Origin of the sequence: Sphingomonas fucosidasi, assembly GCF_036663855.1 — a bacterium.
GTDB lineage: Bacteria > Pseudomonadota > Alphaproteobacteria > Sphingomonadales > Sphingomonadaceae > Sphingomonas > Sphingomonas faeni_B.
In genome coordinates this window covers 34,513-59,716 of record NZ_JAXOJR010000012.1, presented here as the reverse complement: position 1 = coordinate 59,716, position 25,204 = coordinate 34,513, and the positions used below count along the sequence as shown (strand labels likewise).

At 66.1% G+C, this 25,204-nt stretch carries 22 protein-coding genes; 14 read left to right on the top strand and 8 right to left on the bottom strand.

The genetic code is table 11. The annotated features are described in order from the left end of the window. The first annotated feature begins 1 nt into the window (after window position 1). Window positions 2-1,312, top strand: a complete 1,311-nt coding sequence (gene xylA, locus U1737_RS18295) for a xylose isomerase (RefSeq protein ID WP_443027156.1) — start codon at window positions 2-4, stop codon at window positions 1,310-1,312. A 30-nt stretch (window positions 1,313-1,342) separates the two neighbouring features. Here the strand turns inward: xylA and U1737_RS18290 are convergent, their stop codons facing one another. Further along, window positions 1,343-2,791: a sensor histidine kinase gene (locus U1737_RS18290; protein WP_332797761.1), complete on the bottom strand. Its 1,449-nt coding sequence runs from the start codon at window positions 2,789-2,791 to the stop codon at window positions 1,343-1,345. Beyond that, window positions 2,781-3,446 (bottom strand): response regulator transcription factor, encoded by a 666-nt coding sequence (locus U1737_RS18285; protein WP_187502981.1) that lies wholly within the window; start codon window positions 3,444-3,446, stop codon window positions 2,781-2,783. The genes U1737_RS18290 and U1737_RS18285 overlap by 11 nt, the downstream gene beginning before the upstream one ends. A 91-nt stretch (window positions 3,447-3,537) precedes the next feature. Between U1737_RS18285 and U1737_RS18280 the strand changes: the two genes are divergently transcribed. The 7 genes from U1737_RS18280 to U1737_RS18250 all read left to right on the top strand — a co-directional run bounded on the left by U1737_RS18280 (window position 3,538) and on the right by U1737_RS18250 (window position 10,841). Further along, entirely contained in the window at window positions 3,538-4,617 is a 1,080-nt protein-coding gene (locus tag U1737_RS18280; RefSeq protein WP_332797760.1) for an ABC transporter substrate-binding protein, read from the top strand. Further along, complete coding sequence (locus U1737_RS18275; protein ID WP_248521690.1) at window positions 4,614-6,095, top strand: OprO/OprP family phosphate-selective porin; 1,482 nt, start codon at window positions 4,614-4,616, stop codon at window positions 6,093-6,095. The genes U1737_RS18280 and U1737_RS18275 overlap by 4 nt, the downstream gene beginning before the upstream one ends. A gap of 236 nt (window positions 6,096-6,331) precedes the next feature. Further along, window positions 6,332-7,633: a CitMHS family transporter gene (locus U1737_RS18270; protein WP_332797759.1), complete on the top strand. Its 1,302-nt coding sequence runs from the start codon at window positions 6,332-6,334 to the stop codon at window positions 7,631-7,633. Between the two features lie 40 nt (window positions 7,634-7,673). Continuing rightward, window positions 7,674-8,333 carry an alpha/beta fold hydrolase gene (locus U1737_RS18265; RefSeq protein ID WP_332797758.1) on the top strand — a complete coding sequence of 220 codons (660 nt, stop codon included), beginning with the start codon at window positions 7,674-7,676 and terminating at the stop codon, window positions 8,331-8,333. Between the two features lie 180 nt (window positions 8,334-8,513). After that, window positions 8,514-8,852: a hypothetical protein gene (locus U1737_RS18260; protein ID WP_332797757.1), complete on the top strand. Its 339-nt coding sequence runs from the start codon at window positions 8,514-8,516 to the stop codon at window positions 8,850-8,852. Between the two features lie 133 nt (window positions 8,853-8,985). Further along, complete coding sequence (locus tag U1737_RS18255; protein WP_248521694.1) at window positions 8,986-9,744, top strand: hypothetical protein; 759 nt, start codon at window positions 8,986-8,988, stop codon at window positions 9,742-9,744. Then, the gene (locus U1737_RS18250) at window positions 9,741-10,841 is read left to right on the top strand and encodes a glycosyltransferase (protein WP_332797756.1); all 1,101 of its coding nucleotides are present in this window, start codon (window positions 9,741-9,743) and stop codon (window positions 10,839-10,841) included. The genes U1737_RS18255 and U1737_RS18250 overlap by 4 nt, the downstream gene beginning before the upstream one ends. Window positions 10,842-10,913: 72 nt before the next feature. Here the strand turns inward: U1737_RS18250 and U1737_RS18245 are convergent, their stop codons facing one another. Both U1737_RS18245 and U1737_RS18240 read right to left on the bottom strand, forming a co-directional pair. Further along, window positions 10,914-11,771: a glycosyltransferase family 2 protein gene (locus U1737_RS18245; protein ID WP_248521696.1), complete on the bottom strand. Its 858-nt coding sequence runs from the start codon at window positions 11,769-11,771 to the stop codon at window positions 10,914-10,916. Next, the gene (locus U1737_RS18240; protein ID WP_332797755.1) at window positions 11,768-13,870 is read right to left on the bottom strand and encodes an HAD-IIB family hydrolase; all 2,103 of its coding nucleotides are present in this window, start codon (window positions 13,868-13,870) and stop codon (window positions 11,768-11,770) included. The genes U1737_RS18245 and U1737_RS18240 overlap by 4 nt, the downstream gene beginning before the upstream one ends. A gap of 141 nt (window positions 13,871-14,011) precedes the next feature. Here U1737_RS18240 and U1737_RS18235 point away from each other — a divergent pair, with 141 nt between their 5' ends. After that, window positions 14,012-15,244, top strand: coding sequence for a glycosyltransferase family 4 protein (locus tag U1737_RS18235; RefSeq protein WP_332797754.1), 1,233 nt, complete (start codon window positions 14,012-14,014; stop codon window positions 15,242-15,244). On the opposite strand, the gene U1737_RS18230 is transcribed toward U1737_RS18235, so the two are convergent. From U1737_RS18230 to U1737_RS18220, 3 genes are all read right to left on the bottom strand, one after another. Next, entirely contained in the window at window positions 15,160-16,026 is an 867-nt protein-coding gene (locus U1737_RS18230; protein WP_332797753.1) for a glycosyltransferase family protein, read from the bottom strand. The two genes, U1737_RS18235 and U1737_RS18230, sit on opposite strands and share 85 nt — an antisense overlap. Window positions 16,027-16,285: 259 nt before the next feature. Next, window positions 16,286-17,956, bottom strand: coding sequence for an inorganic phosphate transporter (locus U1737_RS18225; RefSeq protein WP_248521704.1), 1,671 nt, complete (start codon window positions 17,954-17,956; stop codon window positions 16,286-16,288). A gap of 152 nt (window positions 17,957-18,108) precedes the next feature. Then, window positions 18,109-18,435: a UrcA family protein gene (locus U1737_RS18220; RefSeq protein WP_332797752.1), complete on the bottom strand. Its 327-nt coding sequence runs from the start codon at window positions 18,433-18,435 to the stop codon at window positions 18,109-18,111. A 218-nt stretch (window positions 18,436-18,653) separates the two neighbouring features. On the opposite strand from U1737_RS18220, the gene U1737_RS18215 reads away from it, so the two are divergent. From U1737_RS18215 to U1737_RS18195, 5 genes are all read left to right on the top strand, one after another. Continuing rightward, window positions 18,654-20,945, top strand: a complete 2,292-nt coding sequence (locus U1737_RS18215) for an ATP-dependent helicase (protein ID WP_332797809.1) — start codon at window positions 18,654-18,656, stop codon at window positions 20,943-20,945. 55 nt (window positions 20,946-21,000) lie between these two features. After that, complete coding sequence (locus tag U1737_RS18210) at window positions 21,001-21,324, top strand: hypothetical protein (RefSeq protein WP_332797751.1); 324 nt, start codon at window positions 21,001-21,003, stop codon at window positions 21,322-21,324. Continuing rightward, window positions 21,321-21,887, top strand: a complete 567-nt coding sequence (locus U1737_RS18205) for a DUF6680 family protein (protein ID WP_332797750.1) — start codon at window positions 21,321-21,323, stop codon at window positions 21,885-21,887. Before U1737_RS18210 ends, U1737_RS18205 begins: the two co-directional genes overlap by 4 nt. 144 nt (window positions 21,888-22,031) lie before the next feature. Beyond that, window positions 22,032-22,325, top strand: a complete 294-nt coding sequence (locus U1737_RS18200) for a hypothetical protein (RefSeq protein WP_332797749.1) — start codon at window positions 22,032-22,034, stop codon at window positions 22,323-22,325. Window positions 22,326-22,429: 104 nt separating this feature from the next. Next, window positions 22,430-22,981, top strand: coding sequence for a glycine zipper 2TM domain-containing protein (locus U1737_RS18195; protein ID WP_132740412.1), 552 nt, complete (start codon window positions 22,430-22,432; stop codon window positions 22,979-22,981). Window positions 22,982-23,134: 153 nt separating this feature from the next. Here U1737_RS18195 and U1737_RS18190 read toward each other — a convergent pair whose 3' ends face one another. Beyond that, window positions 23,135-25,189, bottom strand: coding sequence for a prolyl oligopeptidase family serine peptidase (locus U1737_RS18190; RefSeq protein WP_332797748.1), 2,055 nt, complete (start codon window positions 25,187-25,189; stop codon window positions 23,135-23,137). Window positions 25,190-25,204 lie beyond the last annotated feature (15 nt).

The window sequence follows — 25,204 nt, the reverse complement described above, 5'->3', positions numbered from 1 at the left end:
TTTGATGTCCGACTTCTTCGCCGATATCCCCCAGATCAAGTATGAGGGCCCCGACAGCACCAACGAGCTGGCGTACCGCTTCTACGACAAGGACAAGTTGGTCCTCGGCGAGCGCATGGAGGATCACCTCCGCTTTGCCGCATGCTTCTGGCACACCTTCTGCTGGCCCGGCTCCGACGTGTTCGGCGGCGGCACGTTCGATCGCCCGTGGCACCGCGGCGCCAACGACAGCGCAGCGGCCGCGATGAAGCGCGAGGTCGCGTTCGAGTTCTTCAAGACGCTCGACGTGCCCTATTACTGCTTCCACGACGTCGACGTGATGGCCGACGCCGCCAACATCAGCGAGCATCGCAAGTTCTTCGCCGAAGCCGTCGACCATCTCGAACAGCTCCAGGCCGCATCGGGGCGGAAACTCCTCTGGGGCACCGCCAACCTGTTCAGCCACCCGCGCTTTGCCGCCGGCGGCGCGACCAACCCCGATCCGGAAGTGTTCGCGTTCGGCGCGATGCAGGTCCGCGATGCGCTCGAGGCGACGCATCGTCTCGGTGGCCAGAACTACGTGCTCTGGGGCGGTCGCGAGGGTTACGAGACGCTGCTCAACACCGACATGAAGCGCGAGCTCGACAATTTCGGCCGTTTCCTGAGCCTGGTGGTCGAGCACAAGCACAAGATCGGCTTCACCGGCACGATCCTGATCGAGCCGAAGCCGTTCGAGCCGACCAAGCACCAGTACGACTTCGACACCGCGACGGTGTACGGCTTCCTCAAGCGCTATGGCCTGGAGAACGAGGTCAAGGTCAACATCGAGGCGAACCACGCGACGCTCGCCAGCCACACGTTCGAGCACGAGATCGCGACCGCCGCGGCGCTCGGCATCTTCGGCTCGATCGACGCCAACCGCGGCGATCCGCAGAACGGCTGGGATACCGATCAATTCCCGAACTCGGTCGAGGAACTGACGCTCGCCAATCTCGAGATCATTCGTGCAGGCGGGTTCACCACCGGCGGCTTCAACTTCGACGCCAAGGTGCGACGCCAGAGCATGGACCCGGCCGACCTGTTCTACGGTCATGTCGGCGCGATCGACGTCGTCGCGAAGGGCCTTCTTAATGCTGCCAAGCTGATCGAAGACGGTCGTATCGATGCGATCAAGACCAAGCGCTATGCCGGCTGGGACGGCGAATTCGGCGGCGCAATCGGCGGGCTCGACTTGGCGGGGATCGCCGACCTCGCGATCGAGCGCGGCATCGATCCGAAGCCGGTTTCCGGCCAGCAGGAGCGGATCGAAAATCTAATCAACCGCGTCCTCTAAGCGAACGCTAAACCGGACCCGTCGGGCACGTCATGCGTTGCCCGGCGGGACCTGAACCGTACCGTCCGATGGCGCGAATTTCAGGATGATCGCCGTCCCGCGGTCCGCGTCGACGAACCCGACGGTAGCGTTGAGACGCGCCGCGGCCGACTTTACGATCGCCAGGCCCAGGCCGGTGCCCTCGGGATTGCCGACAGCCCCGGTCGCGGCACCGAGGCGCACGAAGCGGCCAAAGGCTTTTTCCCGGTGCTCGGGCGCGATCCCCTGCCCATCGTCGGCAACGACGATCGCCAGTCCGTCCGGTGTGTCACGCAGCGCGATCCACACCGTCCCGCCCTCGCGATTGTAGCGGATACCGTTGTCGATCAGGTTCGAGACGATCTCGAATACCAGGGTCCGATGGCCCGCCACGACGTAGCGGCGATCGTCGTCGCTCTCGAGCACGAGGTCGACGCCCGCACGGATCGCTGTATTGATCTGGCGAGCGATGACCGCGCTCGCGACTTCACGCAGGTCGACCGCCTCGAGCGGGGCGGACACGCCAGCCTCCTCCGCACGCGCCAGCGCGAGCAGCTGCGTCACCAGACGTTCGAGGCGGATCGCGACGTCGGCGATCTCGTCGAGCGCCTCGCGGCGTTCGGCATCGGAACCGCGCCGCGCGAGGGCGACCTGGACTTTCAGGACCGACAAGGGCGTGCGCATCTGGTGCGAGGCGTCCGCGGTGAAGCGGCGGACGCCGACGGTGGCGGTGTCGAGCTGCGCCAGGAGACGGTCGAACGCACCGGCGAGCGGGCGGAGTTCGCTGGGAAGCGGACCGGTGTCGAGCGGCGAAAAATCCGGGCGCGCGCGTTCGTCTCGCGCTTCGACGGCACCCCGGAGACGGGCCAGCGGACGCAACGACCATCCTAATGCAGGGCGGAGAAGCAGTGCCGCGGCACCGACGAGGACGCATTCGCCGATCAGCAGCGCGAGCATGAGGCGGCGGGTGAGCGCACCACGGTTGTCGAGCGTCTCGGCGATCTGGACGATGACCGGCTTGTCGATCCGCGGGAGCGAGCGGCGGACTTCGGCGATGCGGATCTTCTGGTCGCGGTAGCGCGCGAACCTATAGCGCGGCACGTCGATCGCCAGCGTTGCGGGATCGGGCGCGGGCAAATCCGCATAGCCGGTGAGCAGGTCGTTCCCCACGGCGACGCGGTAATAGACGTTGTCGCGCTCGGTGTTCTCCAGCATTCCGAAGGCGGCGGCGGGCAGGTCCAGCGTCACCTCGCCGCGCTCGACCTGCACGGTCTCCGCGATCGCGCCGAGTGCCCCGCCGAGCACGCGGTCGTTGGTGCGGCGGACCACGTCGGCGATCAGCGTCGCGCCGACCACGCCAATCAGGATCGCCGCCGCCAGCAACGGGCCGAGCACCGCCACCAACAGCCGGGTGCGCAGCGCCGGGGTGCCCCGGTCGGCAGCTACGGTCTCAGCCGGCATCGAGCATGTAACCGACGCCGCGGACGGTGCGAATGCCCGGGCCGTCCGGCGCGAGCTTGGTGCGAAGGCGAGTGACATGGACCTCGATCGCATTGTCGCCGACCGGCTCGTCGAACCCGAACACCTCGCCGATCAGCAACGCGCGCGGCACCACGCGGCCTGCGCGCGTCGCGAGCGCCTCCAGCACCGCGCGCTCGCGCCGGCGCAGGTCTAGCGCGCGGCCGGCGATGTCGGCGTCGCCGGTCGAGCGGTTGATCGTCAGCGTACCGACGCTGAGCACCGGCAGCGGATCGCCGCCCCGCCGCCGCCCGAGTGCCCGCACCCGCGCTTCCAGTTCCTCGGGCTCGAACGGTTTGCGCAGATAGTCGTCGGCACCCAGATCGAGCCCGCGCACCCGGTCGTCGAGCGCATCGCGCGCGGTAAGCATCAATACGGGCACGCGCTCACCACGCCGCCTGAGCGTTTCCAGAACGGTGAAGCCGTCGATGCCGGGCAGGCCGACGTCGAGGATCACCAGCGCATAGGGCTCCCCCGCGACCACCGACAGCGCGTCCTCGCCGGTCGCAACGTGATCGACCGCATTGCCGCCCGCGCGCAGCAACGCGCCGATGCTGCGCGCCAGCGCGGCGTCGTCCTCGATCACCAGGATCCGCATGGAAACCCGTGAAAGGTTGGTGACAGCTTCAATTCGTACTCCACCCCTGCAGTCTATCCGAACACAGAGACGGAAGGCGAGGAGAGTGATGATGGCACGAATTTTTCTGAATATCGCATTGCTGGCCACGAGCTTCACCGCGACCGCCGTCGTGGCGCAACGCCCGGCCGGCTATCCGCGATCCTACGACCAGCTGATCGACGAGGCGCGCGCCGAGCGACAGGTTAGGATCTACGGCAATGCCGATCGCGCCGAGTTGCTGCCGGTCGTCGCCGCGTTCCGGAAGCGCTATCCGGGCATCACCGTGCTGTACGCGGACCTCGGCTCGACCGAGATGTATCGCCGGTTCGTCACCGAAACCCGCGCACGGAAACTGTCCGCCGATCTGGTCTGGTCGTCGGCGATGGACCTCCAGGTCAAGCTGATCAACGACGGCTTCGCGCAAGGCTACATGAGCCCCGAAAAGCCCGCACTGCCGCCAGTGTCGGTGTGGAAGAACATGGGCTTCGGCGTTACCGCCGAGCCGATCGGGATCGTCTATAACAAGCGTCTGGTGCCGCCTGTACAGGTGCCAAGCACGCATGCCGCGCTGGAAACCTGGCTGCGGCGGAACGCGGCAGCGCTGACCGGCCGCGTCACGACGTTCGACCCGGCGCGCTCCAATGTCGGCTATCTGTACCTGACGGAGGACCTAGCCATCACGCGCGACACACGCTCGTTGCTGGAGGCGATCGCCGCGACCAAGCCCGTGCTGTCGCAGACCAGCGAGCCGATGCTGCGCGGGGTCGCCGAGGGCCGACAGGCGATCGCGTACAACGTCATCGGCTCCTACGCGCTGGAACGTGCGCGGACCGACCCCCGCATCGGCGTCGCGTTCCTCCAGGACTATACGATCGTCACGTCGCGGATCGCGTTCATCGCGCGCGAGGCGGCGCACCCGGCGGCGGCGAAGCTGTTCCTCGATTTCCTGCTATCGCGCGAGGGCCAGTCGCTACTCGCCAAGCGCAGCCTGTGGCCGGTCCGCACCGACGTTTCCGCCCGCCGCCTTCCCACCGCGCAGGCCCGGCCGATCCGCGTGGGCCCGCAACTTCTCGTCAACCTCGACCGCGTCAAGCGCCAGCGTTTCCTGCGCGACTGGACCGCGATTCTCGCCACCGGAGCCCAAAAATGACTCTCTTCCGTACCGGGTGCGCCGCACTCGCCTTGATTGCAGCAACCCCGGCACTCGCGCAGACTCCGAGCGACGCAGACCTCGCCGCGCTCGTACGAGCGCAGGCTGCCGAGATCGCCGCGCTGAAGTCGCGGCTCGACCGGCTGGAGAACAACGCGGCCGTCGCGCAGGCGTCTGCTCCGGTCGCGCCGTTGCAGCCAGCACCGCAGGCGGTCGCGCAGACCACCGAACCGCGCCGCACGGTGCCGTTCGCGCCGCAGCTCGCGCCCCCTGGCCCGGCCGATCGCAGCGTCGCGCAGGCGGTCGCCGCGCGCGACAATCCATCGGGCGTGACCACCGAATGGGGCGCCGGCCTGCCCGTTTTCCACTCGGCTGACGGCGTCTACACGTTCAAGCCGCGCGGCCGCATCCTGACCGACGTCAGCTCCAGCTTCGGCTCCAAATACGACGGTCGCAACATCACCACGACGGGCATGCGCGCGCTGCGCCTCGGGCTCGAAGGCGGCGTCGGCACGCATTTCTTCTACCAGTTCGAGAGCGACTTCTCGGAGAACGAGGTCGACGTCGTCACCGCGTTCGTCGGCTGGCGCAACAAGATCAAGCCCGGCCTCGATTACGACGTCCGCGCCGGTCACCTGTTCAACGACCGCAGCTTCGAGGGCTCGACGGGCTCGGATTCGACGCCGTTCCTCGAACGCTCCACCGTCTCGACTGCGATCATCCCACAGCGTGGCTTCTACGGCATCGGCGTGATGCCGCGCATCTTCTGGAAGACCGGCCACGCGTCGGTGACGGTAACCGGCGACCGGATCGACGGCACGCAGACGGTCGGCGACAGCCGCACGGTGCTCGGCCGCGCCCACTGGAACCCGATCAAGTCCGATACCGGCGTGCTCCACATCGGCGCTTGGGGCTTCGACGAATCGCTGTCGTCCGTGGCCGGCACGCTGACGCGCAACACCGTGATCGGCGGCCGCTTCAACGGTGCGCTCCGCGTGTCGACCGGGCCGTTGATCGGCGGCACCGGCACGACCGGCTACGGCGTCGAGCTCGGCGGCTATCGCGGGCCGTTGTGGGTGATGGGCGAAGCGGGCCGCCGTAACGCGCGGCTCGACGGCGGGCGTCCCGATTTCGTCAGCAAGGCGTGGAGCGTCTCGGGCGGGCTGTTCCTGACCGGCGACCTGCCGCCGTACAATCCGCGGCTCGGCAGCTTCGGCCAGCCCAAGGTGTTGAAGCCCACGTTCGACGGCGGTGTCGGCGCGATCGAACTGACCGCGCGCTACGAAAGCCTCGATTTTGACAATCTGCTGACTGGCGGCGACGGTTGGGCGGCGACTGTAGGCGTCAACTGGTACCTCAACAGCTTCACCCGCTTCCAGGTGAACGCAATCCAGTGGAACACCGACAACCGCGCCGGCGACTATGTCGGCAACGACAGCGGCCAGACGGTGAGCGCCCGTGTCGGCGTGACGTTCTGATGCTGACAGTCGGTCCCATGTTTGGCGCTGTCTTGGGCCCTGCAAAGCGCCTCCCGTGCCCCGTCATCCTGACGAAAGTCAGGACCCAGAGCCACGCAGCACGGCCCCCCGTAACCCTGGATCCTGACTTTCGTCAGGATGACGGAGTGGTTGTGGCAGCCCGCTCGACATTGACTGCGACGGCTCTCGCCACCGCCCCCACCCCCCTTTTTCACGCCCTTTCCTAGGACGATGCGATGAATCTTGCCCTGCTCGGCTTCCTGATGGTGGCCACGTTCATGACGTTGATCATGACCAAGAAGATGACGCCGCTGGTCGCGCTCATCGTGATCCCGTCGCTCTTCGGCGTGTTCGCGGGCGAGGCCGCGGGCCTCGGCCCGATGATGATCGACGGCATCAAGAACCTCGCGCCGACCGGCGTCATGCTGCTGTTCGCGATCCTGTTCTTCTCGACGATGACCGACACGGGGCTCTTCGATCCGCTGGTCGGACGGCTGATCCGGATGGTCCACGGCGATCCGATGCGCATCCTGATCGGCACGGTCGTGCTGTGTGCGCTCGTCAGCCTCGATGGCGACGGCTCGACCACCTACATCATCACGATCGCCGCGCTGCTGCCGCTCTACAAGCGCTTCAACATGAACCGGCTGTACCTGGTCTGCCTGTTGATGACGACGAGCGGGATCATGAACCTGACGCCGTGGGGCGGGCCGACCGCGCGCGCAGCGAGTGCACTGAAACTTGACCCCGCCACGCTGTTCCTGCCGTTGATCCCCGGCATGATCGCGGGGCTCGCCTTCCTGATCGGCCTCGCCGTGTATTTCGGGCGTAAGGAGCGCGTCCGGATGGGTGAAGCGGGCATCACCGCGGACACCGAGTTCACCGGCATGGCCGTCTCGCAATATCCCGAAGCGCGCCGCCCCAAGCTGATCTGGTTCAACGCGGCGCTCGTCGTCACGCTGCTGACGTTGCTGGTCTGGGGGATTCTCCCGCTGTCGGTGCTGATGATGCTGGCGTTCGCGATCGCGATGATCGTCAACTATCCCGGCGTCGCCGACCAGAAGGAGCGAATCTCCGCCCATGCCGGCAACGTGCTGGCGGTGGTGTCGCTGATCTTCGCGGCGGGCATCTTCACCGGGATCCTCGGCGGCACCGGTATGGTCGAGGCGATGAGCAAGGCGGTGGTCGGCGTGATCCCGCCGGCGCTCGGGCCGTACATGGCGCCGATCACCGCAGTGCTGAGCATGCCGGCCACCTTCTTCATCTCTAACGACGCGTTCTATTTCGGGATGCTGCCGATCCTCGCCGAGGCCGGCGCGCATTACGGCGTGGCACCCGAAGCGATCGCCCGTGCCTCGCTGATAGGCCAGCCGGTCCATCTGCTCAGCCCGCTGGTGCCGTCGACCTATCTGCTGGTCAGCCTGGTCGGCATCGACCTCGCCGATCACCAGCGCTTCACGCTCGTGCCGGCCATCGCCGTCTGCACGGTGATGACGCTGGTCGGGATGATCGCGCTCGCCTTCCCGTTCGTCGCCTGACGTGAGCATCCCCGCAACCCGCCGCTACCGGAGATTTCGCATGGTCCGACCGCGTACACCGTTGATGCTGCTCCCCGCGATGGGCTGCGACGGGCAATTATGGGCACGGCAGATCGTCGACCTCGCCGCCGTCGCGCAGGTCGAGTTCGGCGACCTGTCGCAGGACGATACGCTGTCGGCGATGGCCGCGCGGGTGCTCGCCGCCGCACCGCCGCGGTTCGCGGTCGCCGGCGTCAGCCTCGGCGGCTACGTCGCGATGGAGATGGTCCGCCAGGCCCCCGACCGGATTGAGCGGATCGCGCTGTTCGGGACGCGCGGGTCGATGGACGTCCGTCCGCGTACCGTCGCAGGGCAAGGCATGCTCGCCACCGCACCGCACGCCGATCCGCTGCTCAGCGCGATCGTCAGCGGTCCCGCGCAGGCGATGGCCGACCGCGTCGGGCCCGTGGTGTTCGAACGCCAGCAACGCGCGCTGCTAGCCCGGCCCGACATCAGCGAGGCGATCGCCGCGATCCACGTGCCTACGCTAGTCGCGGTCGGCGATCGCGACCGGATCTGCACCCCCGACGACGCGCTGTCGCTGAGCTTGCGGATTCCGGGCGCACGCTTCCATCTGCTGCGCGGATGCGGCCACCTGTCCCCGCTGGAACGCCCCGGCGAAGTCACCGCAGTTCTACGCGACTGGCTTCGGGTACGCTGACCCGGCCCCGCCTGCGCGGATCGGCGGGGCGCAAGCCGGATCGGCCAACAGCGGCGGCAGATCGCTCGACGTGACGCGGCCGTGCAACACTTGTCCGCCATAACGATCGGATCGGACGACGCGCGGCCCTCAGCCGAGTCGCGCGCTGCCCCGGGACCGGCCGAGCGCAGGAGGCACGTGATGACCGTGATTGCAGCCAAGTCCACCGCGCGCGGCGCCGACTACGGGTTCGGCTTGCCATGGCTCGCACCGGCTCCGGCCACCGACATTGCGGTCGGAACGCCCACCCATCCGGGGCCCGACCTCGACGATCCGGTCGGAACAGCCGCCTCACCGTGGCGTGCACCGTGTTTCTACCTTGCCTTCATTGCCGGCGCGGTCTTGGTGCTCGCTGTCGGCGTGATCGTCGCGTGGCGGTCGATCGCCCGCCGCACTCGTCGGCCCGACGATACCGGGGTCGTGGCAATGGCTCCAAGTCCTGCCCAAGGTCCTGATCGCATCGCCTGCCAGATCCGGTAGTTGCTCGGTAGTTGCTCGGTAGTTGGTTGTACGCCGTCCCGCCCGACGCTAGCGGCAATCGGTCATGTCAATTCCCGCACCCCGCCCCGCCAAGTCCCTGGACTGGTTGCAACCTTTGCCAGGATTGCGGATCGTGAAGCGCGGGGAAACACCCATCGCGCGGGTCCAGATTTATGGCCAGCGGTGCAGCGGGACCAACCTCGTCACGCGCGCGATCGAGGCGAACCTGCCTGGCGTCGCGATCACCGAGGCGTTCGGGTTCAAGCATTGGTTCGTGCCGCCGCAAACGCTGTTCGTGAAGGATACGCTGGTGCTGATCGTGGCGCGCGATGCGTATGACTGGGCGCGCAGCCTGCACCGCCAGCCTTGGCATGCGCATCCCGAACTGAAGGCCAAGCCGTTCGACGCGTTCATCCGCAGCGACTGGCACAGTTATTGGGACGATCATTTCGGGCATATCGAGCCCGGACACCCGATGCACGGCGAGGAGATGCTGCACGAGCGCGATCCCGAGACCGGCGAACGGTTCGCAAACTGCATCGCCAAGCGAACCGCCAAGCTGCGCCATTGGTCGTCGCTGACCAACCGCGCGCACAACGTCGCGCTGCTGGGTTACGATGCGTTCGCGCGCGATCCGGCGGCGTTCGTGACGGCGCTGGCGGCGGCGGCCGGTCTGGAGCGGCGCGCGCCCTACGTGCCGATCACCAGCTACAAGGGACAGGGCCATGCGCCCTATGTGCCGACCGCGTATCCCGATCTGGCGGCCGAGGATGCCGCGCACATCGCCGCATGGCTCGATCCCGAGGTCGAGGCCTTGTTCGGGTTAAGCGCCGACTATGCTGATCGACATCAATCGCCTTCGCGCACGGCTCCGGTACAGCAACCGGCATGAGCCAGCCGATCACGTTCTTCATCCATCACCAGGGCCGCGGACATGCGAACCGCGCGATGGCGATCATCCGCGAACTGCCGCCCGAGCGCATGGTGACGATCCTGACCGCCAAGCCGTCGCTGTTCGACGGGTTCGAGCGGCCGATTACGATCGCGGCGCTGCCCGACATGATCGGTGCGCCGGTGCCGACGCCCGGCCTGTTCGCACAGGCCACGCCCGAGGTGATGCACTGCGTCCCGCTCGGGGTGGCGAAGACGCGGGCGACGATGCGGACGATCATCGACCATCTCGACGACGTCGATCCGGCGCTGTTCGTGGTCGACGTCTCCGCAGAGATCGCGTTGCTCGCGCGGATCGCCAGCGTCCCGGCGATCAGCATCCGGATGCACGGCGACCGGCTCGATCCGGGGCATCTCGGCGCCTATCAGGCGAGCGTCGGCCTGCTCGCACCGTTCGGCGAAGCGCTTGAGCAAGGCGACACCCCCGACTGGGTGCGCGCAAAGACATGCTACGCAGGCGGCCTTTGCACGACCGGCGATCCGGTCCCGACCAAGGCCGAAGCGCGTGCGAAACTCGGGCTTGATCCGAACCAGGAGATTATCGTCGTACTCACCGGCGGCGGTGGCGCAGGCACGCCGTATGCGCCGCTGACGATGGCGGCGCGGGCGGTGCCGGATGCGCTGTGGCTGGTGCTGGGACCAGTCCACCGCGAGGGACACGAGACCGATTTCGGCAATCTGGTCGAGCTAGGCTGGGTATCCGGCGTGACCGACCACATCGCCGCGGCGGACGTGGTGATCGCGTCGGCGGGCGACAACACGGTGCACGAGATCGCGCGCGTCGGACGACCTTATGTGTGTGCGCCCGAATGGCGGTATTTCGGTGAGCAGACTCGCAAGGCAGAGCGACTTGCGGAACTGGGTGCGGCGGTTGCGCTTCCGGCGTGGCCAGGCGCGCTGGCACCATGGCGCGGGATCCTCGATGCGGCCAAGGCACTTGACTCGACGGCACTTGCCGAACTTTACGACGACGACGCGGCAAAGGTGGCGGCAGAGTATCTGGAAGGACTGGCGGTTTCGCTGTGGGCGACGGGATAAGCGCGTCCCGGCGCCAGCCCCGTCGGAAGAATATTGACGACCTACACGGGTAAGTCGGGCAGGCACCTGGCCTCAGCTGAACAGCGTCTCCGGTGGCATCTTCGACGCAATCACTTCCGCCTCGGTCGGCGGTCGCAAGGCCGTGATCGTATCCGCATCCCATGCGATCAGACCATTCTCCGCGAACTGCTCGAGCCAATATTGCATGCACCACCGCCCCCATGTCGCACGAAACAGGCGCGCATTTCGGATGATCGCGTCGAAATGCTGATAGGCCGGCGTGTGGACGATGTGGTGCTGATGATACGCGCGCGCGCCTCCAACCCACCACATCGCGACGCCCGCGCGCTCCAGTCTCGCGGCGAAGTCCGTCTCCTCCCCGCCATAGCCGACATAGCGTTCGTCCATCCCCCCGGCTCGCGTCCAATCCGCGGCGGAAATCCCAAACGACAAGCCCCAAAGTTCGCCATGGCTCGGCGTCGGACGGATCTCGTCGATAGCGATCGGCGGCTTGTCGGGGTGGCGCATGCCGATCCGGTCGAGCGCAGCGAAATCGATACCGTCCGCGATGACACCAGCAGGAAGATACAGAACCTCTCCCAACCGAATGCCGCCTGGCTCGGATCCCGTCTCGACATAGCGTTCGACCAGAGTCGGTGATGGCACGCAATCGACGTCGAGGAAGATAAGTTGCTTGCCCGACGCCGCGGCCGCGGCACGATTGCGCGCCGCGGCAAGTGGCATCGCGTCGCCTGATACGAACACCTCCCGGATCGGAAAGTCGGTCGAGGTTAGATCGATATGCGCCGCCGGCTGCATATAGGCGATCACCAGTTCGTCGGGCTTGCGCCGCGACGCGTTCAACCCGGCAATCAGGTTCGCCAGATGCGCGCGACGCCCGCGGACGAGCGTGAGGACGCTGACGCTCACGAGGCCCGCTTCCGTACCGCGGCCAGCGGCTCCGACTGTTCGGCCGCGGAGCGGAAATACGCCACGCCTTCGATCACCCCGCGCGCGTGATGGCCGACCGCGACATAGCCATGCGCGAGGTCGGCACGCGTGCCAAGGCCATCCGAGTAATTGCCGACGATGATCGCGTGGCGCGACGAGCGCAGCATCTCGATATCGTTGCCGCTATCACCCGCGACGATCACCTGGCGCGGTTCGAGGCCGAGGCGGCGACGGACATGCTCGACAGCAGTGCCCTTCGACGCAGCATGCGGCAGCACGTCGAGATAGCGGCCATGGCTATGGATGATCGAACAGCTATGACCGTGTTCCGCAAGTAGCGCGCGCACGCGCTCCGCCGCCGCCATGTCGCCGTCCGCGAAATAGCTGAGCTTGAACCGGCGTTGCTCGAGCGGACTTTGCGGGGTCAGGCCGGCATGTTGCCCGATCAGCGCGGCGACCGCCTCGCGATCCCAGCCCGCTGCGATGATGCCGTCCCACTCGGTATCGCGGTCGTACACCGCCCCGCGCACCGTCCGGTAATAGATCTCCGAACCAACCGACGTGATCAGGATCGCCGGCCTTGGCGCGTCATGCTGGCCAAGCACCGCCATCGCGCTATGAAAGCTCCGCCCGGTGGCGATCGCGAACGCGACGTCGGTCTGCGCCGCGTGCCATGCCGCGAAATCGCCGACGCCTTGCGCGCAGCCGATGAGCGTTCCGTCGATATCCGACACCAGCAGCAATGCCGGTTCGCGCTCGGCGACCGGCAGCGCGGCGGTGCCGACGACCTCATCAAGCAGGCCCACGTAAAGCTGTACGTGACGGTCCCAATCATACGCCCGGATCGCGACCGATCCCGCCGCCGAATAGCGCGACCAGAGCGCGAGATCGTCGAGGATCTTGAGGATCGCATCGGTAATCGCGGTCGACGAGCGCGGATCGACGAGGATGCCGTTGCCGCATGTCTCGACGATGTCGTTCGGACCACCGCTGTCGGTCGCGACCACCGGCAGGCCGCTCGCCGCCGCTTCGAGCAGGGTCAGACCGAACGGTTCGTTGAGCGCCGGATTGACGAAGATACCGCGTCGGGTGCGCGCGTAGGCATACACCGCAGCAATATCGTCGGGACGGTGCTGCTTCGGATAGGCGACCTTGCCGTACAGGTCGTAGCGGTCAATCAATTGCAGCAGTTCGGCGATGTTGTCGCGGATCTCCGGCTCAAGCGTCGCACTGTCGTCGCGCGTACCCGCCAGAATTACAAGGTTCGCCGCGGCCCGCAACGCGGGCGAGCGGCCATAAGCGTGGACGAGCGCGGCGAGGTTCTTCTTGGTCACAGGACGCGCGATGGCGAGGATCACCGGCTTGGAAGGATCGTCGAGGAACCGGTCGATCAACGCATCGACGCGCGCGTCGGTGCGGCAGTTCGCGAACTGCTTCAGGTCGCTGCCGGGCGCGAACACGCGGATCCTGCCGGGATCGTAGTTCGCATAATCCGCGTACTGGACCTCGGCCTCGTCGCGCGACGACGCGATGATCGCGGCGGCGGCGGCGATCGCCTCTTCCTCGATCGCGATCCGGCGATCAAGACCGGCGGTCTCCGTACAGTCGCGGTCGAACGCGGCCAGCTTCACGCGCCCCAGCGAGTGCGCGGTGAAGACATAGGGTATGCCGGTACGCGCCGAGACACGCGCTGCGATCAGCCCGGCATCGGCATAATGTGCATGCATGACATCGGGCACTTGGTCGAGCGTGGCGATGTGCGCGATGAGGGCCTCGACGAGGCTGTCATGCTCGGTCCACAGGTCTTCCTTGACCAGATATGCATCGGATGCGGTCGGCAGGCGGACGATCCGCGTGGTGCCGTCGATCGTCTCGATCGGCTCGGCATAGCATTCGGCATAGGCCATGCGCCGGAAGGCGCGGGTGACGATTTCCATCCGGTCGATCGCCGGATGGCGACCGCTGGCAGAGACGAGATCGAGCAGATAGCGGATATGCCCGCCGGTATCCGCGGTGAGTCCGTATTCGACGTCGGTTGCGCGCAAACACCCCTGTAACGCGATATGTAGTACGAACACCCTTCCCCCGTTCATCTGCGATTCACTCAAGGAACCCCCCGCGGGGTTGCCGAGTTCCGGGCCGATGACACTCGAAACCCTTGTATTGACACAGATTAGTACGTTCTATTCTGCGTTCCATCTGCCGCGTGACGGTGCATCGTGAGGATCGCTCTACTCACTTGGGCGTATCCCCCTGAAAAGAGCGGACTTACGCGCGCCGCACGGGAGATCGCGCAGTCGCTGGCGGGCGCAGGCCATGACGTCAGCGTATTTACGATGGATCGGCGCGAAGACAGCCGCGACGGCAGGGTTTCGGTGTTCGGCTGCGGTTTGCGCGAAGGGTCCTTGCCCGCGCGCCTGCGCAAGATCGCCGGGATCGGGCATCTTGTGGCGCCGTTCGCGTTCCGCCGAGCGGTTGCGCGCGAGCACCGCCGCGCACCGTTCGACATCGTCGAGGCGACCAACTGGTACGCGCCCGGTCTGGCGATCGCGCTTGCCGGCCCCGCGCGCCTGGTGACGCGCAACTCGACCCCGGCGGCAACTTCGGCGGAGACCGTGACGAGCCTGCGCGACCGGTTCGATCGCCGCGCCGCGATGCTGGCGGAACGCATCACCGCGCGCTTCAGCAAGGCTCTGATCTCGAACACGCAGCTTCACGGCGATAAGATCGCGGCGCTGTACGGCGTCGCGTCGCCCGGCGAAGGAGCGCGGCATGCGGTGATCGGCCTCAGCCTCCCGCCCGAGATCGTCGCGCGCGGCTCTGCGGCGACCTACCCGCTCGGCGAACCGATAGACCTGCTGTTCGTCGGGCGCGACGAGCACCGCAAGGGGTTCGACGCGCTGATCATGGCGCTGCGTATCCTGTCGCGCCGCGCGGATGCCGGGATGCGTGATTTCCGGCTGACGATCGTCGGCGTACGCGCGGAAGACGTCGGCGCAATCCCGGCGTCGGCGCGTGCGCGGTTGACCTGCCACCACCGCGTCGACGAGGCCATGTTGCACGACCTGATGGAGGCGGCGCACGTGATCGTCGCGCCGTCACGGTACGAGAGCTTTGGGCTGGTGTATCAGGAGGCAATGATGTTCGGCCGCCCGGTCGTCGCCTGTGCGGAGGATCCGAGCGCGCGGCTGTTCATTGGCGAGAGCGGTGCCGGATTGCTCGCGAAGACCTGCACCGGGGACGATCTCGCGACGCAGATCCAGCGGCTGGTCGAAGACCCGGTGTTACGCGCGCATTATGCCACTGCAAGCCGCAGGGCCGCAGGGATGTTCACGCGCGACACGCTCGCCGCGCAGACGGCCGCGGTCTACCGCACCGCCACGGGATCGAAGCGGGCGAGCAACAACGCCTCGTCCTCGGGCCTGCCCGCGCCGGTCGACATCGCTTCGTAGATCCGCGTCCGCTCGCGTACCCGCTCGCCATCGAGCCGGTGATCGAGCGCGCCGGCCAGCGCCAGCGAACTTTCGACGAACGGTACGACCGGGCGTTCGTGGACCCGGCCGGCAAAGCGGATGTCGCTGCGATTGAGGCGGTACTGGATGTCCGGATAGGATGCAGATTGCACGCCGTCGACGAGGTTGCGGCGTGGTAGTCCCAGCGAACGCAGCCCATCGCGATCCGCCGCCGCGACCAACCAGCCGAGCGCATCGAGCAAGGCAGCGTCGGGGCGCTCGTCGGTGTCGATCTGCAACACCCAGCGGGTCTTCATCATGTCCTGAAGCCGATTGCGCTGTGCGGCAAAATCGCCGTCGAGTGGGTGGTGCGCGACCTCGACCCACGGAAACTGTGCGGCAAGTTCGCGCGCGTCGTCTGCTGTGGCGTCGAGGAGGACGACGATCCGGGCAAACGCGCTGCGATAGTGTGTTGCGATGTCGACGAGATCGGCGGTGTCGGCGGCACGCGCGATGATGCCGAGGCCAATTGCGTGCGGCACGGTCTGCGCAGGGACCGCCTCCGCGTGTGCAGGTCGGTAGTCGTGTGGGAAGCGGATCGCATTTGGCGCGACGGCGGTCGGTTCGACCTCGAACCCGAACCGCCACGCCACGTTGCGCAATCCTGCCGGGTCGAGCGTCCAGCGCTCGGCGGGCTCGCGTTCCAGATCGACGACACCGCTTTCGAGCCCGGCGACGATGTCGCGGGCCACTTCGCCAACCTCGCCCACGTGGCGCACCATCAGGCGGCAGTGGCTACATTCGGACCAGTCCTCATGCGGGAGCCAGTCCCAGTTGCTACAGATCGAGCATCGCAATCGCATGGGCCCGGCAACCCGTAGGGCGGGCTAGGGGTTCCGCCGAACTCGATCCTCCCCCATCGGGGGAGGTGGCAGTCCCGGAGGGACTGACGGAGGGGTATCCGCCCCAAGTTGAGGGGCGGCACCCCTCCGTCTGGCAAGAGCCAGCCACCTCCCCTCACAGGGGAGGATTTTAGAACGCTCAATACCCCAGCGTATGCGCCAGCGTCAGCAGCAGCCAGTACAGTCCGCCCGACAACAGCATCGCCACCGGCAGCGTCATCACCCACGCCAGCGCCATGTTCATCACCGTGCGCCGCTGCAGTCCGGCGCCATTGGCAACGCTCGCACCCGCGACGCCGGACGACAGGATATGCGTGGTCGACACCGGCATCCCGAAGTTCACCGCCAGCAGGATCGTCGACGCCGCGACCAGCTCGGCCGATGCGCCCATGCCATAGGTCAGATGCGTCTTGCCGATCCGCTCGCCCACCGTGACGACGATCCGCTTCCACCCGACCATCGTGCCCAGCCCGAGCGCCAGCGCGACGGTCACCTTCACCCAGGTCGGGATATAGCGCGTGCCCTGCTCGAGCCCGCTATCATAGCTCTTGAGCGTGGTGATCTCCTGCGCGGTAAACCGACCCTGCGCGGCCTTGTCGGCGGCGATCAGCTTGGTGGTATCGAGCACCAGATACATGTCGTTGCGCAAGTTCGGCGTCGCCGCGGCGGGCACTTTCCCGAGCGACCCATAGCCCGCGATCCGGCTCGACACGTCGTCCGACAACGTCGCGAGCGCGCCATAGACGACCGGGTCCGCGACATGCTTGCTCTTCAGCGCCTGCGTGACCTGCGCGCGCGCCGCGCCGACGTCGGTCGGTGCGCCATCGGCATGCGCGCGGTACGCCGCCGACGCCGCCTGCGCGGTCTGGACGAACGCCGGCGTCGCGCTCTCGGGCATCGTCCGGTTGAGCGCATAGGCAGTCGGCGCGCAGCCGATCAGGATGAGCATGATCAGCCCCATCCCCTTCTGCCCGTCGTTGCTGCCATGCGCGAAGCTGACCGCGGTGCACGTGCCGATCAGCAGCGCACGGATGCCGCGTGGCGGCGGCGTCTGGCCCTCGGGGGCCTCGTACAGCGCCTTGTCGCGCAGGAAGCGCTTCATCACGAGCAGCAGCAACAGCGCGCCGACGAACCCGACGATCGGGCTGAACGCGAGCGCGGAAAGAACCTTCCAGACCTGCGCCATATCGACGCCGGACGTACCGTCCGCCCCGCCGCCGCTGATGAGCTGATTGGCGAGCCCGACGCCAAGGATCGAGCCGATCAGCGCATGGCTCGACGAATTGGGCAGCCCGACCGCCCAGGTCGCGAGGTTCCACACGATCGCCGCGAGCAGCAGCGCGAAGATCATCGCGAACCCGCCGACGCTACCGACGTTGAGGATCAGGTCGACCGGCAGTAGCGTGACGATCGAATACGCCACTGCGCCCGACGACAACATCACGCCAAGGAAGTTGAAGAACCCCGACCACACGACCGCAAGCGGCGCGGGCATCGAATGCGTGTAGATGACGGTGGCGACCGCATTGGCGGTATCGTGGAAGCCGTTCACGAACTCGAACCCGAGCGCGATCAGCAGCGCGAGCGCGAGGAACGCGAAGGCGCCGCCCGCCAGGCTCTCGCCGACCTGCGCGGTGTCGAAGGCGATGCTGAACCCGGCATAGGCGAGCCCACCGATCAGCACGGCGAGGAACAGCCAGCGCCCCGCCGGGTGCAGCGCATGGTCGAGCCTGGGACCAGTGTGCGGTGCCGACGCCGCAGCGCTCGAATCAGCCGTTAGCGCGTCGGGTGCAAATGTGGAGGTTGCCATGGGAATGTGCAGTCGGCCCTTACGATGACAATCTTATGACAGATGCAGATCAAGCGATGGCTCGGCCTGATTTGGGAGCCGCCTTAACCATCCTCCCCCTTGCGGGGGAGGATCAATAAAAACCGACGTCCTTCCCCGATCAGCGCGCTAGTTCAGCGCACCGCGTCGATGCTGGCGAGCTGCGTCCCGCTATTCAGCAACGCGGCCAGCTTCACGCTCGCATCCGTGGTCATCTCCTTGCGACACTGGTGCGAATCGGCGAGCGCGTCGAGGCCACCGGTACGCGGCTGGCAGGCGCTGGCGATCGCCGAGCGCAACCGGCGCTGGAACGCGGTTCGTCCGGCGTCGCTGGTGAGGTCGAGTCCGGCTAGCGATACGCGCACCGACACCGGTTCGCGCACGGAACTGGCCGATGCGCCCGCCGAGAACAGGCACGCGCCGACGATCGCCGCCGAAGCGACGCTGATGAAAAGCTTCATGATGATGTTCCTCGATTGGTCCTGCGGTCCGCAGGCCCCGGCCTGCGGGCGACGGCGCCAGTGCGTCGGGACGCCTTTCTGGTTGCGGCATCTCCGACGACGAACCTCGTCGCTGCGCATCCCCTAGACGTGCTTCGTGACGTCCGCGCGACGGTTCAGCGACGTTTCAAAGGTTGCCCGATCGCCCCCCGTTCCCTACCTGTTCACCGGTGAACCAGATCGCCCAAACGTCCGCGCCGCAAGCAGAGCCTCCCTATCTCCGCGGTCTCAATCCGCCGCAGCGCGAGGCGGTGCTGACCACCGATGGCCCCGTCCTGATCATCGCCGGCGCGGGTACCGGCAAGACTGCGGCGCTCACCGCCCGGCTCGCGCACCTGATCTTCACCAGGAAGGCGTGGCCGTCGGAAATCCTGAGCGTCACCTTCACCAACAAGGCCGCGCGCGAGATGCGCGAGCGGGTCGGCCGGCTCGTCGGCGATGCGGTCGAGGGGATGCCGTGGCTCGGCACGTTCCACGCGATCGCCGCGAAGATGCTGCGTCGCCACGCCGAGCTCGTCGGGCTGCAATCGAACTTCACGATCCTCGATACCGACGACCAGCTGCGGCTGCTGAAGCAACTCATTCTCGCCGCGGACATCGACGAGAAGCGCTTTCCGACGCGCAGCCTCGCCGGGCTGATCGACCAGTGGAAGAACAAGGGGCTCGTCCCCGCCGATATCGATGCGGGCGAATCCGAACGCTACGCCAACGGCCGCGGCGGCGAGTTGTACCAGCAATACCAGACCCGGCTGATCGCGCTGAACGCGTGCGATTTCGGCGATCTGCTGCTCCACATGCTCGTCATTCTGAAGACGCACCGCGATGTGCTGGCGCAGTATCAGCAGCGCTTCAAATACATCATGGTCGACGAGTATCAGGACACCAACTCGTCGCAATATCTCTGGCTGCGGCTGCTAGCGCAGGAGCGCAAGAACATCGCCTGCGTCGGCGACGACGACCAGTCGATCTATTCGTGGCGCGGCGCGCAGGTCGAGAACATCCTGAAGTTCGAGCGCGATTTTCCGGGCGCGAAGGTCATCCGCCTCGAACAGAATTACCGCAGCACGCCGCACATCCTCGGCGCCGCATCGGGCGTGATCGCGAACAATGGCGGGCGGCTGGGCAAGCAGCTGTGGACTGAGCGCGACGTCGGCGAAAAGGTCAAGGTCATCGGCGTCTGGGACGGCCCGGAGGAAGCGCGCCGCGTCGGCGAGGAGATCGACATCGTCCGCCGCTCGGGCAAGTCGCTCGACGAGGTCGCGATCCTGGTCCGCGCGCAGCACCAGACGCGCGAGTTCGAGGACCGCTTCATCGCGATCGGCATGCCGTACAAGATCGTCGGCGGCTTCCGTTTCTACGAGCGCGCCGAGATCCGCGACGCGCTCGCCTATCTCCGCGTGGTCAACCAGCCGGCGGACGACCTCGCCTTCGAACGCATCGTCAACGTCCCCAAACGCGGACTCGGCGACAAGGCGGTCGCGCGCATCCACCAGCTCGCGCGCGCCACCGGCACCCCGCTGACCACCGCCGCCGCGCGCATCCTCGACACCGACGAACTGACCGGGGCGGCGAAGAAGTCGCTCGGCCGGCTGGTCGGCGATATCGCCCGCTGGCGCGACATGGCGACCAGCCTGCCGCACGCCGAGCTCGCGCGGCAATTGCTCGACGAGAGCGGCTACACCGCGATGTACCAGGCCGAAAAGTCGGTCGAAGCCACCGGCCGCCTCGAGAACCTCAGCGAACTCGTCCGCGCGATGGAGGAGTATGATTCGCTCGGCGCGTTCCTCGAACATGTGTCGCTGGTGATGGACAACGAGGGTGGCGCGCAGGACCCGCAGGTCACGATCATGACCATCCACGCCGCCAAGGGCCTCGAATACGACACGGTTTTCCTAGTCGGCTGGGAGGAAGGCCTGTTCCCGTCGCAGCGCTCGCTCGACGAGGGCGGCGTGAAGAGCCTCGAGGAGGAACGCCGCCTCGCCTATGTCGCGATCACCCGCGCCCGACGTCTGGCCGTGATCATCCACGCCGCCAACCGCCGCATCTACGGCCAGTGGAACTCGTCGATCCCCTCGCGCTTCGTCGCCGAACTCCCCGCCGAGCATATCGATACGGAAACGACGATGTCCGGCGGCGCAAGCCTTTGGCAGGCCAACTGGTCCGACCGCGCCGATCCCTTCGCGGACGTCGCCCGCGCCACCGGCCGCGGCCCCGGCTGGCAGCGCGCGTCAGGCAGCACCGCCGGCACCGGAAGCAGTTTCTCCACCAAGCCTGCCCGCATCGTCGAAAGCCGCTCCAGCGCGATCAGCCTCGGCAACAAGGGCCGCGACGACCTGTCGCTCGGCATGCGCGTGTTCCACCAGAAGTTCGGCTATGGCGCGATCGCCGAAATCGAAGGCAACAAGCTGGAGATAGACTTCGAGCAGTCGGGGCGCAAACGGGTGATGGATAGCTTCGTGACTCTAGGATAGGCTCTTGTTGGGGGGCGCTATTATGAACTCGTGGGATGGCATTTATGCCGTGTATATGAGCGGCACTGAAGGACAGGGTTTTGCCATGTTCAGCTTTCGCGAGGGCAAGATTCACGGCGCGGATCCTTTGGGAGTTCGTTTTAGCGGACTGTATAAAGTCGACGATGACGGGTCGTTGGACGGCACTGTGCGTGTTACCGTTCCCTCGTCAGATACTGTTGTCCAAGGCGTTACCGCCGGCGTCCATGGCCTGACATACGAAGTAAAATTATTTGTATCGCGCGCTTCGCTGGATAACGACTACATTCGACTTGAGACGCCTTTAGGTCCGGTAAATTACAAGCTAGAAAAATTGGACGATTACGGGGTGGATATATGACGTCGTGGTCTGATCCCGCTGAATCTGCTGCATTTCTTAGCGCCGTTGCAGCCATTGCCGCCGCCGTTGCAGCCTGGCGCGGCCCTTTGACCGCTGCAAAAATGTCCGATGCGTTGCGCGTAAACTCTGATAAGTCTGCAAATTCAAGGCAAATTAGACTGAACGTATTTGCTACGATAATGCAGGGACGAGCCGAGATATATTCCGAAGACACAGTTAGAGCTCTAAATTTTATTGATGTAGCCTTTTCAGACGATACGAAAGTGCGCGAGTGCTGGTCCGAACTCTTTCAAGCATTATCGCCAGTGGCTCCTGACCACGTGATTGATGAAAGGCTTAGGCGCCTTCTGAAAGCCATGTCGCTAAATCTTGGGTTATCAGACTCTTTACGGCAGGACGACTTCGGTCGCGTATACTTCCCAACAGCTCTGCTAGAAGAGCGAAACGTTCGCCAACTTGAACGGAAAGCAGCATTAGCCAGACTTACTGGCAACATATCACCTGCGGCGAACAGCGCTGAAGTCTCGACGGAACTGCAAAAGTGGCCTCCAAAACCTCTGTAGCGTTTTCATATTCTCTTTTCGGTATAGCCCCGGGCGACGTCGCCCCCAAACCTGTACCGCAGCCGACAACCCCGTTCAGGAACGATGTCTCTCGACAGCCGTATCACCGGCGCATCCCGATCGTCGGGTTCGAGAGGACATCTCATGAAGTTTACGCATCTCATCGCGGCCGGGTTGGCCTTTGCAACGCTCGGCCTCGGTGCCGCCGCTCCTGCCGAGGCGCAGCGCGATCGCGGGTATAGCCAGCAGTATCGCGACAACGATCATCGTGGGGATCACCGTGGCGATCGGCGCGATTTCCGCGGCAACGATCATCGTGGCGATCGCCATGACGACCGGCGCTATCGCGGCCGCGGCAACGATCGTCGCAGCTGGAACAACAGTCGCCGTTGCCGCACCGAATGGCGCAACCATCGTCGCGTGCAGATCTGCCGCTGATGTAAGCCGAGCCGGCGCGTACTATGGTGCGTCGGCACCAGGCGGGCGGTGGCATGACGCCACCATCCGTCCCTGCATGTGACCCTTTGACGAGGATTTGGATCATGAAGCGTTTCTTCGGTACGGCTGCGGTGATTGCGGCGACGTGCCTTTCCGTTGCCACGCCGGCACTCGCCCAGTCGCAGGCCGACGATGCGCGGTTCGCGGCGGCGCAGGCGCGGCTCGACAGCGAGTTGCAGATCTTCCGCACGGAATTCGATCGCTACCAGTCGGTCCGCGGCAATCGCGGCGGTTATGCGCCGCAGACCGGCTATCGTACCGCGCCCGATCGCAGCGGCGGCTATCAGGAGGCGTATCCGGACGAGCGCGACGAGGGAAATTATGATCCCTCGCGCTATTATCGTGCGGGTCCGAACTACCAGGAGCGTACGCTGGCGACCAACGACCGCGTCTATGCGGGGCAGGATGGGCGTTATTACTGCAAGCGCAACGACGGCACGACCGGGCTGATCATCGGTGCGGCCGGTGGCGGCATCCTCGGCAACGTGATCGACGGTGGCCGTTCGCGGATCGTCGGCTCGTTGCTGGGCGCCGCGGCGGGTGGTCTTGCGGGGCGTGCGGTGGAGCAGAGCAACAACCAGGTTCGCTGCCGTTGATGGCTTGATCCTCCCCCGCCAGGGGGAGGTATCGCCGGAGGTGACGGAGGGGGAGGACACGGAACGCAGGTTGTCGCGCCCTCCCCCTCCGTCAGGCTGACGCCTGCCACCTCCCCCTGGCGGGGGAGGATTGCAGAACCTTCTGCCCCATCCCTACTTTGCCGGCCCGACGAGCTTCTGCGTGAAGTAGGTCATCTGCAGTGCCTGCAACCGGGCCCCCTGCTCGATGTCCGCATCGCCCGAATGACCGCCCGCGGTATCCTCGTAGTAGAGATACGGCAGGCCGTACTCCTTCAGCCGCGCCGCGAACTTGCGCGCATGTTGCGGCCCGACGCGGTCGTCCTTGGTGGTCGTCCAGATATACGGCTCCGGATACGCGACGCCCTTCCTGATGTTCTGATACGGCGAGATCTTTTCGAGAAACGCCTTCTCCTCGGGCACGCTGACCGAGCCATATTCGTCGACCCACGACGCCCCTGCGGCGATCCCCTCGTAGCGAATCATGTCGAGCAGCGGCACCTGGATCGTCACTGCCTTCCACAGGTCGGGATGCTGGTTGAACTCGACCCCCATCAGCAAACCACCGTTCGACCCACCATAGATGCCGAGCTTGGCCGGGCTCGTCAGTTTCCGCGCGAACAGGTCCTTCGCCACCGCGGCGAAGTCGTCATAGATCACCTGCCGCTTGGTTTTCCGCCCGGCGTCATGCCATTTGGGCCCGAACTCGCCGCCGCCGCGGATGTTGGCGAGCACGTAGGACCCGCCGCGCTCCAGCCACAGCTTGCCGGTGCTCCCCGAATAGCTCGGTGTCATCGACACTTCGAACCCGCCATAGGCGGTCATGATCGTCGGCGTAGTGCCGTCTAGCGCGATGCCCTTCTTGTGGACCACAAAATACGGCACCTTCGTCCCATCGGTCGACGTCGCCTCGAACTGCTCGACGACGTCGTTCGACGCGTCGAACTTCGGCGGCAAGGTCTTGATGGGCTTTGGTGCAGCGGACGAGGCCGCATCCAGCGCATACAGCGAGGTCGGCGTCAGGAACCCGGTCACCGTCAGATAGGCGTCGTCGCTGCGATCGGTCGTGCTGACGACGTCGATCGAGGCGTTGTCCGGCAGCGCGATCGGCTTGGCGCTCCAGCCCCCCGCCCCATGCGTATAGACCGACGCGCGGCCGCGGACGTTGTCCGACACGACCAGCAACAGCTTCGATTTCGTCAGCCCCATACCGTCGACCGACTGGCGCGGCCCCGGCGCGAACACGATCGTCGGGTTGATCGCCCCCTTCTCCACCTCGGCGAGCGGCGCCGACGCAATCGCGCCTTCAGGAATCTTGCCCCACGGATCGCTGGTCGAGAATATTACCTGCCCGTCGATCATCCCTGCCGGGAACGTCCGGTCAGGCAGCGCAAGCGGCCGCGCACCGGCTGGCGTCCACACCAGCTTGTCCGCGCCGAAGAACGTCTTCCGGCGCTGGATCACGATCAGGCGGTTGCCCTTCTCGTCGGTCAGCACATTAGCCGCAGTGCCGCCCTGGTCGGTCGCGGCACCACGATACACCTCGGTCGCGGCGGCGAGCGGCTGGCCGCGCTTCAGCTGCTTCATCACGAATGCATAGCCCGACTGCGTCGTCGTGCCCGCACCCCAGTCGCGCGCGACCAGCAGCGTATCCTTGTCGACCCAGGTCGCGTCCTGCTTCGACTTGGGCAGCATGAAGCCGTTCGCGACGAACGCGCCGGTCTGCAGATCGAACTCGCGATACGTCACCGCATCCTCGCCGCCCTCGGACAGCGCGACCAGGCACAGCCGCTGCTCGGGCTCGAGGCAGGTCGAGCCCTTCCACACCCACTGCTTGCCCTCGGCCTTGCCCAGCGCATCGAGATCGAGCGCGGTCGTCCACTTGGGCGTCGCCGATGCGTAATCCGCCGCGCTGGTCCAGCGCCACAGGCCGTGCGGATGATCGGCATCGCGCCAGAAATTGTAGATCCGCCCGAACATCTGGTTCGGCATCGGGATGCGATCCTTGGCCGACGCGATCGCCAGTGCCTCGGCGTAAAAGGTCTTGTAGCGGGGATCGTTCTGGAGCCGCGGGAGCGTCTTCGCATTCTCCGCCTCGACCCAGGCAAGCGGCTTCGCGCCATCCTTGTCCTCGAGCCAGATATACGGATCGGCGGCAGTGTCGGTTTTGGTGGTATTAGTTTTGGTCATCGTTGCGACTTGGGC

Coding starts and splice junctions, on each gene's coding strand:
- U1737_RS18290 (WP_332797761.1), bottom strand. CDS start 2,791: ATGCCGGCTGAGACCGTAGCTGCCGACCGGGGCACCCCGGCGCTGCGC.
- U1737_RS18285 (WP_187502981.1), bottom strand. CDS start 3,446: ATGCGGATCCTGGTGATCGAGGACGACGCCGCGCTGGCGCGCAGCATC.
- U1737_RS18280 (WP_332797760.1), top strand. CDS start 3,538: ATGGCACGAATTTTTCTGAATATCGCATTGCTGGCCACGAGCTTCACC.
- U1737_RS18275 (WP_248521690.1), top strand. CDS start 4,614: ATGACTCTCTTCCGTACCGGGTGCGCCGCACTCGCCTTGATTGCAGCA.
- U1737_RS18270 (WP_332797759.1), top strand. CDS start 6,332: ATGAATCTTGCCCTGCTCGGCTTCCTGATGGTGGCCACGTTCATGACG.
- U1737_RS18265 (WP_332797758.1), top strand. CDS start 7,674: ATGGTCCGACCGCGTACACCGTTGATGCTGCTCCCCGCGATGGGCTGC.
- U1737_RS18260 (WP_332797757.1), top strand. CDS start 8,514: ATGACCGTGATTGCAGCCAAGTCCACCGCGCGCGGCGCCGACTACGGG.
- U1737_RS18250 (WP_332797756.1), top strand. CDS start 9,741: ATGAGCCAGCCGATCACGTTCTTCATCCATCACCAGGGCCGCGGACAT.
- U1737_RS18230 (WP_332797753.1), bottom strand. CDS start 16,026: ATGGTGCGCCACGTGGGCGAGGTTGGCGAAGTGGCCCGCGACATCGTC.
- U1737_RS18225 (WP_248521704.1), bottom strand. CDS start 17,956: ATGGCAACCTCCACATTTGCACCCGACGCGCTAACGGCTGATTCGAGC.
- U1737_RS18220 (WP_332797752.1), bottom strand. CDS start 18,435: ATGAAGCTTTTCATCAGCGTCGCTTCGGCGGCGATCGTCGGCGCGTGC.
- U1737_RS18210 (WP_332797751.1), top strand. CDS start 21,001: ATGAGCGGCACTGAAGGACAGGGTTTTGCCATGTTCAGCTTTCGCGAG.
- U1737_RS18205 (WP_332797750.1), top strand. CDS start 21,321: ATGACGTCGTGGTCTGATCCCGCTGAATCTGCTGCATTTCTTAGCGCC.
- U1737_RS18200 (WP_332797749.1), top strand. CDS start 22,032: ATGAAGTTTACGCATCTCATCGCGGCCGGGTTGGCCTTTGCAACGCTC.
- U1737_RS18195 (WP_132740412.1), top strand. CDS start 22,430: ATGAAGCGTTTCTTCGGTACGGCTGCGGTGATTGCGGCGACGTGCCTT.
- U1737_RS18190 (WP_332797748.1), bottom strand. CDS start 25,189: ATGACCAAAACTAATACCACCAAAACCGACACTGCCGCCGATCCGTAT.